This window comes from Streptomyces sp. CRN 30, from assembly GCF_034105845.1.
Genome location: NZ_JAVRHI010000552.1, coordinates 1 through 16,251 on the forward strand (window position 1 = coordinate 1; position 16,251 = coordinate 16,251).

The 16,251-nt window shown below is 72.7% G+C and carries 15 protein-coding genes; 11 read left to right on the forward strand and 4 right to left on the reverse strand.

What is annotated here, in order from left to right:
• Positions 1-705 (forward strand): GntP family permease (locus UW392_RS64035; RefSeq protein ID WP_414497765.1); only part of this gene is annotated, 705 nt, incomplete at its 5' end.
• Between the two features lie 13 nt (positions 706-718).
• Here UW392_RS64035 and UW392_RS64040 read toward each other — a convergent pair.
• Together UW392_RS64040 and UW392_RS64045 are read right to left on the reverse strand one after the other, a co-directional pair.
• Positions 719-1,666 carry an NAD(P)-dependent oxidoreductase gene (locus UW392_RS64040; protein ID WP_320784716.1) on the reverse strand — a complete coding sequence of 316 codons (948 nt, stop codon included), beginning with the start codon at positions 1,664-1,666 and terminating at the stop codon, positions 719-721.
• A 180-nt stretch (positions 1,667-1,846) separates the two neighbouring features.
• Positions 1,847-2,698: a helix-turn-helix transcriptional regulator gene (locus tag UW392_RS64045; RefSeq protein WP_320784717.1), complete on the reverse strand. Its 852-nt coding sequence runs from the start codon at positions 2,696-2,698 to the stop codon at positions 1,847-1,849.
• Positions 2,699-2,859: 161 nt separating this feature from the next.
• On the opposite strand from UW392_RS64045, the gene UW392_RS64050 reads away from it, so the two are divergent.
• The 10 genes from UW392_RS64050 to UW392_RS64090 all read left to right on the forward strand — a co-directional run bounded on the left by UW392_RS64050 (position 2,860) and on the right by UW392_RS64090 (position 13,400).
• Positions 2,860-3,852, forward strand: a complete 993-nt coding sequence (locus tag UW392_RS64050; protein WP_320784718.1) for an aldo/keto reductase — start codon at positions 2,860-2,862, stop codon at positions 3,850-3,852.
• A gap of 284 nt (positions 3,853-4,136) precedes the next feature.
• The gene (locus UW392_RS64055) at positions 4,137-4,655 is read left to right on the forward strand and encodes a lytic polysaccharide monooxygenase auxiliary activity family 9 protein (protein ID WP_320784719.1); all 519 of its coding nucleotides are present in this window, start codon (positions 4,137-4,139) and stop codon (positions 4,653-4,655) included.
• A 107-nt stretch (positions 4,656-4,762) separates the two neighbouring features.
• Positions 4,763-5,497, forward strand: coding sequence for a chitinase (locus tag UW392_RS64060; RefSeq protein ID WP_320784720.1), 735 nt, complete (start codon positions 4,763-4,765; stop codon positions 5,495-5,497).
• A gap of 138 nt (positions 5,498-5,635) precedes the next feature.
• Positions 5,636-5,713, forward strand: coding sequence for a putative leader peptide (locus UW392_RS67240; protein ID WP_414497772.1), 78 nt, complete (start codon positions 5,636-5,638; stop codon positions 5,711-5,713).
• Between the two features lie 141 nt (positions 5,714-5,854).
• Positions 5,855-6,412 carry an NADPH-dependent FMN reductase gene (ssuE, locus tag UW392_RS64065; RefSeq protein ID WP_320784721.1) on the forward strand — a complete coding sequence of 186 codons (558 nt, stop codon included), beginning with the start codon at positions 5,855-5,857 and terminating at the stop codon, positions 6,410-6,412.
• Between the two features lie 53 nt (positions 6,413-6,465).
• On the forward strand, positions 6,466-7,614 hold the full coding sequence (locus tag UW392_RS64070; protein WP_320784722.1) for an LLM class flavin-dependent oxidoreductase: 1,149 nt from the start codon (positions 6,466-6,468) through the stop codon (positions 7,612-7,614).
• A gap of 205 nt (positions 7,615-7,819) precedes the next feature.
• Positions 7,820-10,840, forward strand: a complete 3,021-nt coding sequence (locus UW392_RS64075) for a family 16 glycoside hydrolase (protein ID WP_320784723.1) — start codon at positions 7,820-7,822, stop codon at positions 10,838-10,840.
• A gap of 89 nt (positions 10,841-10,929) precedes the next feature.
• Complete coding sequence (locus UW392_RS64080; RefSeq protein WP_320784724.1) at positions 10,930-11,853, forward strand: arginase family protein; 924 nt, start codon at positions 10,930-10,932, stop codon at positions 11,851-11,853.
• Positions 11,854-11,957: 104 nt separating this feature from the next.
• The gene (locus tag UW392_RS64085; RefSeq protein ID WP_320784725.1) at positions 11,958-12,419 is read left to right on the forward strand and encodes an ATP-binding protein; all 462 of its coding nucleotides are present in this window, start codon (positions 11,958-11,960) and stop codon (positions 12,417-12,419) included.
• Positions 12,420-12,488: 69 nt separating this feature from the next.
• Positions 12,489-13,400: an NAD-dependent protein deacetylase gene (locus UW392_RS64090; RefSeq protein ID WP_320784726.1), complete on the forward strand. Its 912-nt coding sequence runs from the start codon at positions 12,489-12,491 to the stop codon at positions 13,398-13,400.
• Between the two features lie 185 nt (positions 13,401-13,585).
• Here UW392_RS64090 and UW392_RS64095 read toward each other — a convergent pair whose 3' ends face one another.
• Positions 13,586-14,572 carry a helix-turn-helix domain-containing protein gene (locus tag UW392_RS64095; protein ID WP_320784727.1) on the reverse strand — a complete coding sequence of 329 codons (987 nt, stop codon included), beginning with the start codon at positions 14,570-14,572 and terminating at the stop codon, positions 13,586-13,588.
• Between the two features lie 90 nt (positions 14,573-14,662).
• A complete protein-coding gene (locus tag UW392_RS64100; RefSeq protein ID WP_320784728.1) occupies positions 14,663-16,222 on the reverse strand; it encodes an arabinogalactan endo-1,4-beta-galactosidase in 1,560 nt (519 codons plus the stop codon).
• Positions 16,223-16,251: the final 29 nt, after the last annotated feature.

Genomic DNA, 16,251 nt, shown 5'->3' on the forward strand with positions numbered 1-16,251 from the left:
CCCGGCGCCGGGCAGCGTCCGGACGGCCCGGCGCGCGCCGGTGTCCCCACCGGCCTCGCCGTGGCCGCCGTGCTGGTGCCGGTCGCCCTCATGCTGCTGCGGACCCTCGCCGAGACCGTGCTGGACGGGTCCGGCGGGCTCGCGGCGGCGCTGGAGTTCGCCGGCGAACCGCTCGTGGCGATGCTCGCGGGTCTGCTCTTCGCGCTCGGGGTGACCCTCGTCCTCGGTGACCGGTCCGGGGAGGAGATCCGCGACTCGCTCACCGGGAGCCTGAAGTCGGTCGCCGCGATCCTGCTCATCATCGGGGGCGGCGGCGCGTTCAAGCAGGTGTTGCAGGACTCGGGGATCGGCGACGCGATCGCCTCCGCCGCCGAGGGCGCACACATCAGCGTCATCCTGCTGGGCTGGCTGATCGCGCTCCTGCTGTCGCTGACGACGGGCTCGGCGACCGTCGGCATCGTCTCGGCCACCGGTATCGTCGCCCCGCTGATCGGTGACTCCGGCGGCCTGGAGGCGTCCCTCCTGGTGATCGCGATCGGTGCCGGTTCGATCGGGCTCAACTACGTCAACCACGCCGGTTTCTGGCTGGTCAAGGAGTCGTTCGGCATGGACCTCGGCCAGGCGGCGAAGACGCAGACCGCCGTGCAGACCCTGGTCAGCGTCCTCGGCCTCGGCATGGCGATGCTGCTGTCGGTGTTCGCTTAGCCCCTCGGCCGGCTCACACCGCGTTGCCCGCGCGCAGCCACGCGACGTAGTCGGCGGCGGCCCGCTCGGTGTCGTACTCGGCCTCGTAGCCGGTGTCCTCCCGCAGCCGGGTGATGTCCAGGACGAGGTGGTCGGTGTCGCCCCCGGCCGGCAGATCGAGCCGCGCGTCGGGGGCGACCTTCCTGAGGGCCGCTATGAGCTGCGCGTTGGTGGTTGCCCGCCCCGAACCGACGTTGTACGTACGGTGGTTGAGCTTGTCGGCGAGCTGGAGCAGGGCGATGGCCCGCCCGGTGTCCTTCACGTAGGTGAGGTCGAGTCCGTCGTCGGCGCGGGCCGGTCCCATGAGTCCGGAGAGGTCGGGTTCGGTCGCGCGGGCGGCGGCGTGGACGAGGGCGGGCGCGGCGAAGAACGGGTCGGAGTGGCCGAGCGGCCCCCAGGTCCCCGAGATGCGGTAGTCGACGATGTCGAGTCCGGCGGTGTCGGCGAGGTACCCGCCGAGCATCTCACCTATCTTCTTGAAGGTGGGGATGGAGACGGCCGCGTGCAGGGAGAGGGGGACGTCCTCGCGCAGGGGGCCGTCGCCCGCGGCGGCGCCGAAGTACACCCCGATCGTGCTCGCGATGCCGAGGCGCCGGACCTCCCAGCGCTGCGCGGCCTCGGCGATGTTCAGCAGGCCGCCGAGGGCCTGCCGGGCGGCCTCGACCGGGGCGTCGGGGACGGGCGGCCAGGGCACGGACCCGGCCAGGTGCACGATGCCGGTGATGTGGTGGCGGTCGCCGACGGCTAGCAGGGCCTCCCGGTCGGTGATGTCCGCCCGCTCCACCGTCACCCGCTCCGGGTCGAGGAAGGAGGGGAGCGGGCGCGGGCGCCGCTGCGTCACGACGCACTCCTCGCCCTGGTCGAGCAGGGCCCGCACGGTGTGGGACCCGATGAAACCGAGCCCTCCGGTGACAAGAATCATGACTTGACCTGACCTCTCCGATGCCGGTTCACGTTCACGCGCTACGCGTGCTCCACGTGCTCACGTGTCTTCACACGCTCTGCCGCACGCGAAAAGCGGAACATTGCTCCGCTTACGATACGGAACACCGTTCCGCTTGGCAAGGAGGACCGGTCGGCACTCTCGCGCGTCCGCGTCCCCTCACCGTGCGGAGGTGTCCGGGTGGAACTCCTGGACGCCGAGCACCCGCAGCAGGTCGAGCCGCTCCCGGGTCTCGGCGTCCGCCGGGGTCAGGACCAGGAGTTGCTGGTTCTGGTCGGGGGTGACCAGCGTCTCGCAGTCCATCACCAGGCAGCCGACCCTCGGGTGCAGCAGGGTCTTGCGGTCGGCACGGCGGACCGCCACCTCGTGCGCGGCCCAGAGCCGGCGGAACTCCCCGCTCGCCGCCCGCAGCCGGTCGACCAGGCCGGTGACCACCGGATCGCCGGACCGCCGGCCGGCCGTCGCACGGAGGTCGGCCACCAGCTGGCGGGAACGGTGCTCCCGCTCCTCGGGCGGCTGGGCGGCGCGCGTCGCCGGGTCGGTGAACCAGCGGTGGACCATGTACCGCCGGTCACCGCCGAAGCCGGTGAGATCACCGGCGAGCAGCACGGCCGCGCGGTTCTGGGCCAGCACCTCCCCCAGGTCGGACAGGACCATCGCCGGGGTGTCGCCGAGCAGGTCGAGCATGCGCACCAGACCGGCGCGGGCCAGCCGGGCCACCCCTTCGGCGGGCGGCGGCCGGTGCCCCGCCAGATGGAACAGGTGCGCGCGCTCGTCCTCGGACAGCCGCAACGCCCTGGCCAGCGCACCGAGGAGCTGGACGGAGGGCTGGCTGCTGCGGCCCTGTTCGAGGCGGACGACGTAGTCCACCGACATGCCGGCGAGCATCGCGACCTCCTCCCGGCGCAGGCCGCTGGTGCGGCGGCGGGGGCCGTCGGTGAGGCCGACGTCGGCCGGGCGGATCGCCCGGCGGCGGCCGCGCAGGAAGTCGGCGAGCTGGTCACGTTCCATGCCCCCATGCTCCCTCGGGTCCCGGACGCCAACCAGGGAGCGGCTCTCCCACGATCGACGCTCCGCTCCCGGAGGCCGCGACCGGGGCGCAGGGTGGAGCCGGAACGATCACCGAACCGCTTGGACAACGAACACCGAACCGCCTGAACAAGGAGCATGCTGTGCAGACGCGAACCCTCGGGACCTCCGGACCGGCCGTCTCCGCGCTCGGCCTGGGCGCGATGGGCATGTCGGGTGCCTACGGCGCCGCCGACCGCGGCGAGTCCCTCGCCACCGTGCACGCCGCGCTGGACGCCGGCGTCACCCTGATCGACACCGGCGACTTCTACGCGATGGGCCACAACGAGCTGCTGCTCGCCGAGGCGCTGCGCGGGCGCGACCGGGACAGTTACGTACTGAGCGTGAAGTTCGGCATGCTGAGCGGCCCGACCCCCGGCCCCGCCGGCCAGGACGGCCGGCCCGAGGCGGTGAAGAACTTCCTCGCCTACTCGCTGACCCGGCTGGGCACCGACCACATCGACGTCTACCGTCCCGCCCGGCTCGACCCGGCGGTGCCGATCGAGGAGACGGTGGGCGCGGTCAAGGAGATGATCGACGCCGGGTACGTGCGCCACCTCGGCCTCTCGGAGGTGGACGCGGCGACGGTCCGCCGGGCGCACGCCGTGCATCCGGTCGCCGACCTGCAGATCGAGTACTCGCTGATCTCGCGCGCGGTGGAGGCGGAGGTGCTGCCGGCCCTGCGGGAACTCGGCATCGGCCTCACCGCGTACGGGGTCCTCGGCCGGGGCCTCATCTCCGGGCACTGGTCGGCGGAGCGTGCCGCCCCCGGGGACCACCGCGTCCACAGCCCGCGCTTCGCGACCGGGAACGTCGAGCACAATCTGGCGCTGGTGGAGGCGCTGCGCCGGGTCGCCGGGGCGAAGGGGTGCACCGTCGCGCAGCTCGCTCTCGCGTGGGTGGCCGCGCAGGGGCGGGACATCGTGCCGCTGGTGGGTGCCCGCACCCGGGCGCGGCTGGCGGAGGCGCTGCCCGCCGCCGGTCTTGAGCTGACGGCGGACGACCTCGCCGCGATCGAGCGGGCGGTGCCGGCGGGGTCGGCGCGCGGCGACCGCTATCCGGCGGCGTTCATGTCCCAGCTCGGTGTGGGCAATTGAGACGCCGGTGCGGGCACCTGACGCCCACGCGGACGCCTCGCCCTCCCGCACTTCCGCACCCTTGACACGGTCACGACGACCGCTTGTATGGTCTAGTCCAACAGAACTCGTCGCTCCGGTTGCGGAGTTGCTCCCCGTCGGGGTCCGAATCCCCGGCCGGACGGCGAGAGCGCGTCACCTTCGCGCCTCCTGGCCCCACCCACGAGAGGCCGTTCCACGACGCCCGCGGTCACCCCACGTACGACCGCGCGCGGCCCGGGGCGGCCGGATGTGAAGGAGTTCCCATGCACGCCAGAAGGAAGACCGCTGCGCTGATCGGCGCCGCCCTCGCCCCCGTCGTCGCCGTCAGCCTCCCCGCCGCCTCGGCCGGCGCGCACGGCTACATCTCCGACCCGGCCAGCCGGCAGGCGCAGTGTGCCGCCGGAACGGTGTCCTGCGGTGACATCACCTACGAGCCGCAGAGCGTCGAGGGCGCCCAGGGCCAGACCAGTTGCAGCGGCGGCAACAGCCGCTTCTCGGAGCTGGACGACGACAGCAAGGGCTGGGCCGTCACGCCGGTGTCGAGGACCACGACGTTCTCGTGGAAGCTCACCGCGCAGCACGCGACCACGACGTGGGAGTACTACGCCGGAGGCCAGAAGATAGCCGAGTTCGACGACGGGGGCGCCAAGCCCGACGCGGTGGTCGACCACCAGGTCGACTTCGGCGGGCTCACGGGGCGGCAGAAGGTGCTCGCCGTGTGGAACGTGGCCGACACCACCAACGCGTTCTACGCCTGCGTCGACGTCGACGTGGCGGGCTGACACACCGGGCGCGGCGGGTCCGGGACAGCTCCCGGACCCGCCGCGCACCGCCGCTGTGCCACCCGCACGGCCCACCCTCTCCCTTCTCTCCGCCTGGAGCCGACCTCGTGCGTTCCCGCAAACTGGCCCTTGCCGCCGCCACCGGCGCCGCCGCCGCGCTGTGCACCCTGACGCTCGCCCCGTCCGCCGCCGCCCAGAAGACCGACACACGGGCCACCGCCGCCGACTTCGTCGTCGGCGAGGCCCAGTTCGACGCGATGTTCCCGAACCGGAACTCCTTCTACACCTACAGCGGTCTCACCGACGCGCTCGGTGCCTACCCCGGGTTCGCCGGCACCGGCAGCGACACCGTGCGGAAGCAGGAGGCCGCCGCCTTCCTCGCCAACGTCAGCCACGAGACCGGCGGCCTGGTGTACGTCGTCGAGCAGAACACCGCCAACTACCCGCACTACTGCGACACCACGCAGTCGTACGGCTGCCCGGCCGGCACCGACAAGTACTACGGGCGCGGCCCTGTCCAGCTCAGCTGGAACTTCAACTACAAGGCCGCGGGCGACGCCCTCGGCATCGACCTGCTCAACAACCCGGACCTGGTGCAGAACGACGCGGCCGTGGCCTGGAAGACCGGCCTGTGGTACTGGAACACCCAGTCCGGGCCCGGCTCGATGACCCCGCACGACGCCATGGTCGACGGTGCCGGGTTCGGGGAGACCATCCGGGCCATCAACGGCACCCTGGAGTGCGACGGCGGCAACCCGGCGCAGGTCCAGAGCCGCATCGACGACTACGAGCGCTTCACCCAGCTCCTCGGTGTCGAACCGGGGGACAACCTCAGCTGCTGACCCGCGGGAACCGGCCGGCCGCCCGCCGCCGCCGGCGGGCGGCCGGCCGGGGATGTCGGCGTCGAGGTGGACCGACGCCGAGGGCCGGGGCTCCCTTGACTGCCCCGCCCGTGCACTGTCACGATCGACGGTATGAAGATGCGACCGGACCTCACGCGGCGACGCCATGTCGACCTCGCGCGTGTCTCCAGCGCCTTCTGTCGCCCCGCGGCCTGACCCTCCGGTCCGCCGCGCCACTCCGCCCTACCGCGCTGCCGTTCCGCGCCCGGTCCGGGGAGCCCGCACGTTCTCGCTCATCGCGTGTCCCGCGTACGGCCGTGGTCCTCCCCGTCCTCCACCACGACCGAAAGAGGGTCCATGTCCACCGTCCTCTCCGTCTCCGGCAGTCCCTCGGCCTCCTCCCGCACCAAGCGTCTGCTGCGCCACCTCGACGGGCAACTCCGCGCGCAGGGCCATAAGGTGATCCCGCTCGACGTCCGCACCGTCCCCGCGGAGGCCCTGCTCGGCGCGGACTTCCGCCACCCCGCCGTCGTCGAGGCCACGGAGCTGTTCGCGCGCGTCGACGGTGTCGTCGTCGGCACCCCCGTGTACAAGGCGTCGTACTCCGGTGTCCTCAAGGCCCTGCTCGACCTGCTCCCGCAGTACGCCCTCACGGGCAAGACCGTGCTGCCGCTGGCCACCGGCGGTTCCACGGCGCACGTCCTCGCCATCGACTACGCGCTGCGTCCGGTCCTCAGCTCCATGGGCGCGGCCCACATCGTGCAGGGCTGGTTCACCCTCGACAAGGACATCACCGTGCACGAGGACGGCACGCTCACGGTGGCGCCGGCCGCGGCCGAGGCCCTCACCCAGGTCGTCGACCAGTTCTCGGCGGCCCTCGGCGGGACCGCCCCGCTGCTGGCCGCGGCGAGCTGAGCCCCGCGTCCGCCCCGCGTCCGCCCCTCCTCCCCCGACAGGAGACCGACTCCGTGTCCCTCACCTTCCACTGGTTCCTGCCCACCAACGGTGACAGCCGGCACGTCGTCGGTGGCGGTCACGGCACGCCGGCCACCGCCTCCGGGCGGGACCGGCCGCCGACGGTGGCCTATCTGAGCCAGATCGCCCGCGCCGCGGAGGACCTGGGGTTCGTCGGCGCGCTCACCCCGACCGGCGCCTGGTGCGAGGACGCGTGGCTGACCACGGCGATGGTCAGCCGGCACACCGAGCGGCTGAAGTTCCTCGTCGCCTTCCGGCCCGGCTTCCTCTCGCCGACGCTCGCCGCGCAGATGGCGGCGACCTTCCAGCGGCAGAGCGGCGGGCGGCTGCTGCTCAACGTCGTCACCGGCGGGGAGAGCCACGAGCAGCGCGCCTACGGCGACTTCCTCGACAAGGACGCCCGCTACCGGCGCACCGGCGAGTTCCTCGGCATCGTCCGCCGGCTGTGGGAGGGCGGGACCGTCGACCTGGCCGGTGAGCACCTGCGGGTCGAGGACGCCAGGCTCGCCCGGGTGCCCGACCCGGTGCCGGACGTGTACTTCGGGGGTTCCTCGCCCGCCGCCGGCGCGGTCGCCGCGCGGTACGCCGACGTCTACCTCACCTGGGGCGAGCCGCCCGCCCAGGTCGCCGAGAAGATCGCGTGGGTCCGGGAACTCGCCGCGGCCGAGGGGCGGACACCGCGGTTCGGCATCCGGCTGCACGTCATCACCCGCGACACCGCGGCGCACGCGTGGGCGGAGGCGGACCGGCTGCTGGCGGGGTTCGACCCGGAGACGGTGCGGTCGGTGCAGGCCGGGCTGGCCCGCAGCGAGTCCGAGGGGCAGCGGCGGATGCTCGCGCTGCACGGGGGCGGCAGCCGGGACGCGCTGGAGATCCACCCCAATCTGTGGGCCGGGATCGGGCTGGTGCGCGGCGGTGCGGGCACCGCGCTGGTCGGCAGCCACGACGAGGTCGCCGAGCGGATCGAGGAGTACGCGGCGCTGGGCATCGAGGAGTTCGTGCTGTCCGGCTATCCGCATCTGGAGGAGGCGTACTGGTTCGGGGAGGGCGTGCTGCCGCGGCTCGCCGCGCGGGGCAGGTGGCGGCATCCGGCGGAGGGCCGGGGAACCGCCCCGGCTCCGGCGCCGTCCTTCGCGGGCTGACACCGCGCCACGGGGCGCGCGTCCGGGCGCGTGTCGGGGCGCGTGTCGGGGCGCGCTCCCGGGAACCGGCCGACTTTGAACACATGCATGACAAAGTATGGACATGTCAAACGGAAGTCTCCTACCGTGACGGCGGAACTGCAGCCACTCCGCTCACGACCGGAGCGCTTTCCGGCACGGTCCGGTCCCCACCCCCGGAGGACCAATGCGCCCATGCCCACCCCGACGTCTGCCTCAGCGGCTGCGCAGACGCGTCGTCCTGCTGCTGACGTCGGGTGTCCTCGCCTCAGGCGTGTACGCCGCCCCGGCCACGCCCGCCGCACCCGCCGACATCCCGCCCCAGGAACCCGGCGTCACCTTGCGCGTGTTCGACGTGCAGACCCCGCTCGACGAGCTGTGCACCCTCAAACCGGGCCAGACCCCCAATCACGACAAGCTGATGCCGACCGTCGACTGGTCCACGGAGGCCGATTTCGGCGGCTTCGCGGACCGCTTCGTCACGGAGGCGTCCGGGTACTTGGACGTCCCCGCCGACGGCAGTTACGTCTTCCGGCTGACCAGCGACGACGGCTCACGGCTGACCGTCGACGACGCCACGGTCATCGACCACGACGGGCTGCACGGCGCGGAGCCCAAGGACGGCACCGTCCACCTCACCGCCGGGGCGCACCCGTTCCGCGTCGACCACTTCGACCGGGACGGCGGCCAGCGGCTGACCCTCTCCTGGCGTCCGCCGGGTGCCGACGGGTTCACCGTCGTGCCCGAGGAGGTGCTGAGCACGGACGCCGGTGTCGTCCGGGTGACGGCGCCGGGCCGCAAGGAGTGCGAGGCGGGCCGCGACACCCCCGGCGACGGCCTGCCGCTGACCGGCGTACGTCCCGACCTGACCCTCACCGACCTGCGCCCCGAAGGGTTCGAGCCACAGGTCAGCGGCATGGACTGGCTGCCCGACGGACGCCTCGCGATCAGCACCTGGGGCGGCACCGACAACGTGGCCGGCGAGGTGTACCTGCTGGACAACGTCACGGGCGCCACCAGCCGCGACAAGGTGACCGTGAAGAAGGTGGCGAGCGGACTGCGGGAGCCGATGGGCATCACCTACGTCGACGGCTCCCTGTACGTCTCGCAGAAGCACGAGCTGACCCGGCTCGTCGACAGTGACGGCGACGACGTCACCGACGCCTACCGTACGGTCGCCACCTGGCCCTACGGCGGCAACTTCCACGAGTTCGCCTTCGGCCTGCTCTACCGCGACGGCTACTTCTACGTGAACCTCTCCGTCGCCATCGACTACGGCGGCGCCACCACCGTCCCGCAGCCCGCGCCGGACCGCGGCGCCACGTACAAGGTGCACAAGAGGACCGGGAAGATCAGCCCGGTCGCCGGCGGGCTGCGCACCCCCAACGGCATCGGCTGGGGACCGGACGGCGCGCTGTTCGCCACCGACAACCAGGGCGGCTGGCTCCCGGCCTCCAAGCTCGTGCAGATCGAGCAGGGCCGGTTCTTCAACCACTACACCGAGCCCGCCGGCCCCTTCGCCGACACCCCCGTCACCCGGCCGGTGGTGTGGTTCCCGCAGAACGAGATCGGCAACTCCCCCTCCACCCCCCTGTACCTGAAGAAGGGCACCTACGCGGGGCAGATGCTGGTGGGTGACGTCACCTACGGCGGACTCCAGCGCGTCGACCTGCAGAAGGTGAAGGGCCAGTACCAGGGTGCCGTCTTCCGCTACACCCAGGGCCTGGAGGCCGGGGTCAACCGCGTCACCCTCGGACCCGACGGCGCCGTCTACGCCGGGGGCCTGGGCGCCGACGGCAACTGGGGCCAGGAGGGCAAGCTCAAGTTCGGACTGCAGAAGCTGACCCCCAACGGCGGCACCGCCTTCGACATCAGGACCATGCGCGCCGTACCGGGCGGCTTCGACCTCACCTACACCCAGCCGCTCTCCGAGGAGACCGCGGCACACCTCGTCGAGGGCTACGAGGCCGAGCAGTGGCGGTACACCCCGACCGCCGACTACGGCGGCCCGAAGATCGCCGAGGAGAAGCTGTCCGTACGCTCGGCGACCCTCGCGAAGGACGGCCGCACCGTCCGGCTCCGCCTCGACGGCCTCAAGGAGGACCGGGTCGTGCACGTGCGCTCCCCGCGGCCGTTCTCCTCGGCCTCCGGCGAGACACTGTGGTCCACCGAGGCCTGGTACACGCTGAACGAACTGCCCGGCAGGGCGCCGGCCCCCGCGACGACGTACGAGGCCGAGGAGGCCGCCCTCACCGGCACCGCCGGGGTCAACACCGACCACACCGGCTACTCCGGCAGCGGCTTCGTCGACCGCTGGGCCACCGAGGGCAAGGCCGCCGCCACCTTCGACGTGACGGTGCCGAAGAAGGGCACCTACGACATCGGGCTCCGCTACTCCAACGGCCCGAACCCGTTCCAGGGCACCAAGTCCCTCTCCCTGTACGCGGACGGCGAGAAGGTCCGGCAGACCCTGCTCCCCTCCACCGGTGACTGGGACACCTGGTCCACCCGCACCGAGCGGCTGTCCCTGCGCGCCGGGCACCACACGATCTCCTACCGCTACGACCCCGGTGACACCGGACATGTGAACCTCGACCTGATCACCGTCCGCCCCGAGGGCGCGCGCGTCACCCTCTTCGACGGCAGCGCCGCCTCGCGGAGCCAGTGGCAGCACACCGACGGACGAACCCCCGCCTGGCCGCTGACCGACGAGGAGTCCATGGAGGTGTGCTGCGGTGACCTGCGCACCAAGGACGCCTACCAGGACTTCGCGATGCACCTGGAGTTCCGGGTGCCGAAGCTGCCGCCCGAGGTGACCGGGCAGGACCGCGGCAACAGCGGTATCTACCTCCAGGACCGCTACGAGCTCCAGATCCTCGACTCCTTCGGCGACACCTCGCCCGCCACGGACGAGGCCGGGGCGCTCTATCAGAAGAAGGCGCCCGACGTGAACGCCGCCACCGCGCCGGAGACCTGGCAGACGTACGACGTCGTCTTCCGCGCGGCCCGCTTCGACGAGAACGGCGAGAAGATCTCCGACGCCCGGGTGACCGTGGTGTGGAACGGCCGGAAGGTCCACGACGACGTGGTCCTCGACGGTCCCACGGCCGGCGGACGGGCGGAGAGCCCGGCGGCCGGCGCGATCCGGCTCCAGGACCACGGGAACACCGTCCGGTTCCGTGACATCCGTGTCCGGGCCCTGAGCTGACACCGTCCGGAGCCGGGCCGGACGGGCGCACCGCCACCCTCCGGCCCGGCTCCGGCATGACGGCCGTCGCGCGCGGGCAGGATGCCCGGATGCGCCGCATCGTGATCATCGACGCCCCGTCCAACCTCGGACTCCGCCCGCCCGCCGAGGGCACGGTGCCCGGATGCTACAAGCTGGCGGGCGCCCTGCGCGAGCAGCGGCTGCTGCGGCGGCTCGGCGCGCACGAGGGCGGGGTGGTGGTGCCGCCCCGCTACGACCGCGGCGGCTGGCGGGAGGGCGACGGCGTCTTCAACGCCGCGGCGATCGCCGCGTACACCCGTAAGCTCGCCGACCGGGTCGAGCACCACGTGCGCGCCGGTGACTTCCCCGTCGTCCTGGGCGGGGACTGCTCCGTCCAGCTCGGCGCCTCGCTCGCCCTGCGCCGCCTCGGACGGTACGGCCTCGCCGTCATCGACGGTTCGGCGGACTTCCGGCACCCGGGCAACTCCGAGCGGGTGGGTGCCGCGGGCGGTGAGGAACTGGCCCTCGGGACCGGCCGCGGCCAGCGGGATCTCACGGACCTCGAAGGGCTGCGGCCCTACCTCAGGGACGAGGACGTCCGGGTGCTCGGCATCCGTGACTACGACAGGGAACGGGCCGAACTCACCGAGCTGGGGATACCCAACCTGACCGTCGGGGAGATCCGGGAACAGGGCCCCGGGGAGACGGGCGACGCGGTGGCGCGCGGCCTGGGGACACCGGCGACCGAGGGTTTCTGGGTCCACCTGGACGCGGACGTGCTGGACCCGTCGGTGATGCCCGCCGTCGACAGCCCGGACCCCGGCGGGCTGCTGCCCGGCGAACTGGTCCCCCTGCTGCGTCCGCTGGTCGGCTCGGAGCGCTGCGTGGGCTTCAACCTCACCGTCTACGACCCCGACCTCGACCCCGACGGCTCCTGCGCGGCGCTCCTCGCCGACCTGCTGGAGGCGGTCTTCGCCCGGCCGGGGATGCGGCTGCGCGTTCCTCGAAGGTGAGTGCGCCCTCCCGCGCGCATTGCGCGCCGCGCGTGGACTCGTTACACGGGTAGAAGTCTTCGACTGACCGTCAACTCAGGCCAAGGGTGCGGTGTGGATCAGTGATGTGCGAGAACGAGCCCCAGTCGCTTTTCGAGCGCCCGATACTGTCCACCGAGGCGTTCGTGGGCAGGGAGCCGGTGGCCAGGGCCCGGGACGTCGCCTACCGCTTCCTGACCGAGGTGCAGGCCGCCCACGGCATTCCGGTCTCCGCCCGGGTCGTCGGCATGGTGCAGCTGGTGGTGAGCGAGCTGGTCACCAACGCCTACAAGTACGCGCCGGGGCCGTGTCTGATGGACCTGGAGGTCCGCGGCGGCGGTGTGGAGATCAGCGTGTGGGACACCGACCCCCGGCTGCCGGTGGTCCGTGCCGCCGACCCCGGCCGGGTGGGCCAGCACGGCCTGGAGATCGTGGCCGCCGTCTGCCGGGTCCTGGAGATACGGCGGGAACCGGTGGGCAAGCGGATCAGGGCCGTGATCACGCTGACCGACGACCCCGACGGCCATCCCGCCGGACGACTGGACTAGCGACCCCCGCCACGAGGGCCGCGGCGCCGGTCGTGTGGCCGTCGGCCGTGTGTTCCGTACCCTGGCGGCATGCGCATGCGCCCCACCTTGAACTGGACCCCCGACGAGGACCTGCCGCCGGGCACCACGGACCCGGAGCCGGTCGCCGAGGCGCTGCGCGCCGGAGGTGTCCTGGTGCTCAGCGGGGCGGGCATCTCCACGGAGTCCGGCATCCCCGACTACCGGGGCGAGGGCGGCAGCCTGAGCCGGCACACCCCGATGACCTACCAGGACTTCACCTCCGACGCGCAGGCCCGGCGCCGGTACTGGGCCCGCAGCCACCTCGGCTGGCGCACCTTCGGCCGGGCCCGGCCCAACGCCGGGCACCGGGCGGTGGCCGCGTTCGGGCGGCACGGGCTGCTCTCGGGTCTCATCACCCAGAACGTCGACGGGCTGCACCAGGCCGCGGGCAGCACGGACGCCGTGGAACTGCACGGGAGCCTGGACCGGGTGGTGTGCCTGTCCTGCGGCACGTTCAGCGACCGCCGTGACCTGGCGCGGCGGCTGGAGGAGGCCAATCCGGAGTTCCGGCCGGTGGCCGCCGGGATCAACCCGGACGGCGACGCCGACCTCACCGACGAGCAGGTCGGGGACTTCCGGGTGCTGCCGTGCACGGTGTGCGGCGGCCTTCTCAAGCCGGACGTGGTCTTCTTCGGCGAGGCCGTGCCGCCGGAGCGGGTCGAGCGGTGCCGCACGCTGGTCCGCGGGGCGGCCTCGCTGCTGGTCCTCGGCTCCTCGCTGACGGTGATGTCCGGGCTGCGGTTCGTGCGGCAGGCGGACCAGGCCGGGCTGCCGGTGCTGATCGTCAACCGGGACCCGACCCGCGGCGACCGGTACGCCGTCACCCGGGTCGCGCTCCCCCTCGGAACGGCCCTGACGACCGTGGCGGGCCGGCTGGGCATCACGCTCGACGACGAGGGGACGCCGCCGCCTCCGGTCTGAGCCGCCCAGGGTCTGAGCCGCCTCCGGTCCGGCCGGCGGGGCGCCCCGCTCGCCACCCCGGGACCGGTCCGGGGTGGCGAGGGGGAAAAGCCGCCCCGGGTCCCCCACGCCCGGAGCGGCTGCCCGGCCTCCAGCATCACCGATGGTGATCGTCCCGGCCTTGTCTTTCCGCGCGGATCTGTTGACTATTCGCGCATTTCCGCGTCCCGCTCCTCCCACCGGGCCCGGCGGTAGTCGCGGGGCGGCATCCCGTAGGTGGCCCGGAAGAGCCGGCTGAAGTGGGCGGCGTCGGTGAACCCCCAGCGGGCGGCGACGGCCTGTACCGGGTCCGTGCTCCCCCGCGGGTCGGCCAGGTCGGCGCGGCACCGCTCCAGCCTGCGGGCCCGCAGCCAGGCGGCCGGTGAGGTGTCGTCCTCGGCGAAGAGCTGCTGCAGGGTCCGCAGGGAGATGTGGTGGGCCTCGGCGATGGTCCGGGGTGTCGTGCCGGGGTCGGCGAGCCGCTGCTCGGCGAACTCGAACACCCGCGTCCGCAGCGCGCGCCGACGGGACTCCGGGGGCAGCGAGCCGTCGGCGTCCAGACAGCGCGCGAGCGCGGACGCCAGGAGATCGAGGGTGACCGAGGCGAGGGTGGGCAGGTCGGCCGGGGTGAACTCGTCGGCACGCGCGTTGAGGTCGGCCAGCCACCGGGTGAACACGCCGGCCATGCCGCGGTGTCCGCCGATGGGGACGGCGAGCAGTCGGCGCACGGTGGACTGCGGCAGGGGCAGCAGTTCGCGGGGGAACTGCACGGTCAGGTGGGCCCAGTCGTCAGAGGAGGCCCGGACGTCACCGTGGTAGGCGCTGCTGCTGTCCAGCAGTACCAGGTCGCCGGGCCCGAGCCGGGTGTCGTGCCGTCCCAGCGAGAGGCGTCCCCGCCCGCCGGGGAGGTAGTTGATCTGGTACATCTCCGGATCGGACTGCCGTACCAGCCTGGGTGTCCGCACCAGCCCCAGATGTGAGTAGGCCAGCGCGGACACGCTCACTTCGCCCAGATCCAGGACCCGCATCCCGGCGCGGAAGTCGTCCTGGTCGTCGCTGCGCAGCCGGTTGCGCATGTGGGAGCGTGCCGTCGTCTCCTCCCACAGCGCGAACCGCTCCTTCGGTTCCACGACCGTCGTACTGAACTCCGTCACCAGCACCGCCGGGGCCCCCCGTCACCGCCTACGTCCCGGGAGTCGAACGTGACACGGGAGGGGCGGTGCCGTCCAGCGGTTACCGGGTCATCATCGGTGGGCGAACCACGCCATGGCCGGCAGCGCACGGTCGTCGTAGCCGAAGAGGGCCTGGTTCTCCCAGCCGTTGCCGGAGGAGGCGTCGGCGGGGTCCCAGCCGTTGCCGGTGACGGCGGTCCAGGTGGCCTCCCAGTAGAAGACACCGAGTCCGCGGCCGTTCGGGACGGCCTCGACGACGCTCGCGATGTCGTTCATCCACCTGGTCTGTCCGGCGGTGGTGGCCGGGTAGCCGGCGACGAGTTCCCCGTCGAGGTCGATGATGTTCTCCTGCCCGTCCTCGCTGTCGAGGCGGAAGGGGTAGGCGGTCTCGGCGACGAAGACGGGCTTGCCGTAGCGGGTCGCGGCGTCGTCCAGCGTGGTCTGGAAGTCGGACAGGGCGCCGTGCCAGTAGCCGTAGTACGACAGGCCGATGGCGTCGAAGCGCACGCTGTTCGCGACGGCCGAGTCGAACCACCAGCGGGTGCCGGACAGGTCGCCGCCCTCGGCGAGGTGCAGCGCGACGGTGGTGGCGGAGCTGACCGCCTTGGCCGCGTCGTAGCCGGAGTTGAGCAGGCCGGCGAGCTGGGTCCAGTTGTCGGTGGAGCCCTCGCTCCACAGCATGCCGCCGTTGATCTCGTTGCCGATCTGGACCATGTCGGCGGTGGTGCCCTGGGCCTTGAGGGCGTTCAGGACGTCGTACGTGTGGTCGTACACGTCCGTCTTCAGCCGGCTGTAGGAGTGGCCGGACCAGGCGGCCGGCTTGTTCTGCTTGCCCGGGTCGGCCCAGGCGTCGGAGTAGTGGAAGTCGACCAGCAGCTTCATCCCCTGGGCCTTGATCCGCTTGGCCAGGGCGAGGACGTGGGCCTTGTCGTTGTAGCCGTCGGCCGGGTTCACCCAGACCTTGAGGCGGGCGTAGTTCATCCCCGCGGACCGCAGCACCGTGAGGGGGTCGGCGGCCGCGCCGGACGAGGTGCGGTAGACGCCGCCCTTGGCCTCGCTCTTGGGGAGGGAGGAGATGTCGGCGCCGTGGACGGTGGTGCCGCCGGTGCCGGGGCCGAAGGTCAGGTCGTCGACGTTGATCCAGTTGCCCGCGTTGGCGTCGCTGCGGACGCTGACGGTGCACTGGCCGGTGGTCACGGTGACCGGTACGACGAGGCGTATCCAGCCGCTCGCCGAGACCGGCAGGTCGGTGCGCTGTTCGGCGCCGCCGCAGTTCTTCAGGGCGAGGTAGGCGGAGTTCTGGCCGCCGCCGGAGCGGACCCAGGCGGTGAGCCGGTAGCTGCCGTTGGTGAGTCCGGTCAGGTACTGGTAGGTCTCCACCGTGTAGGCGGCGGACGCCCAGTGGGTCAGCCGGTAGCTTCCGGCGTGGCCGCCGGCCTCGGTGTACGAGGCGCCGGTCGAGCCGTACTCCGACCAGCCGGCGGGGGTGGCCGCGCCGGCGCCGTCGGTCTCGAAACCCCCGTTGGTGAGGGTGCTCGCCGCCTGGGCGGTGCCCGCGGGCGGCAGGGTGAGCGCGAGTCCCGCGGCGAGCGGGAGCAGGAGGGCTCTCAGGGTGCGTCTGGGATGGAACATCGTCGTTCGTCGTCCCTTCGACATGGGAG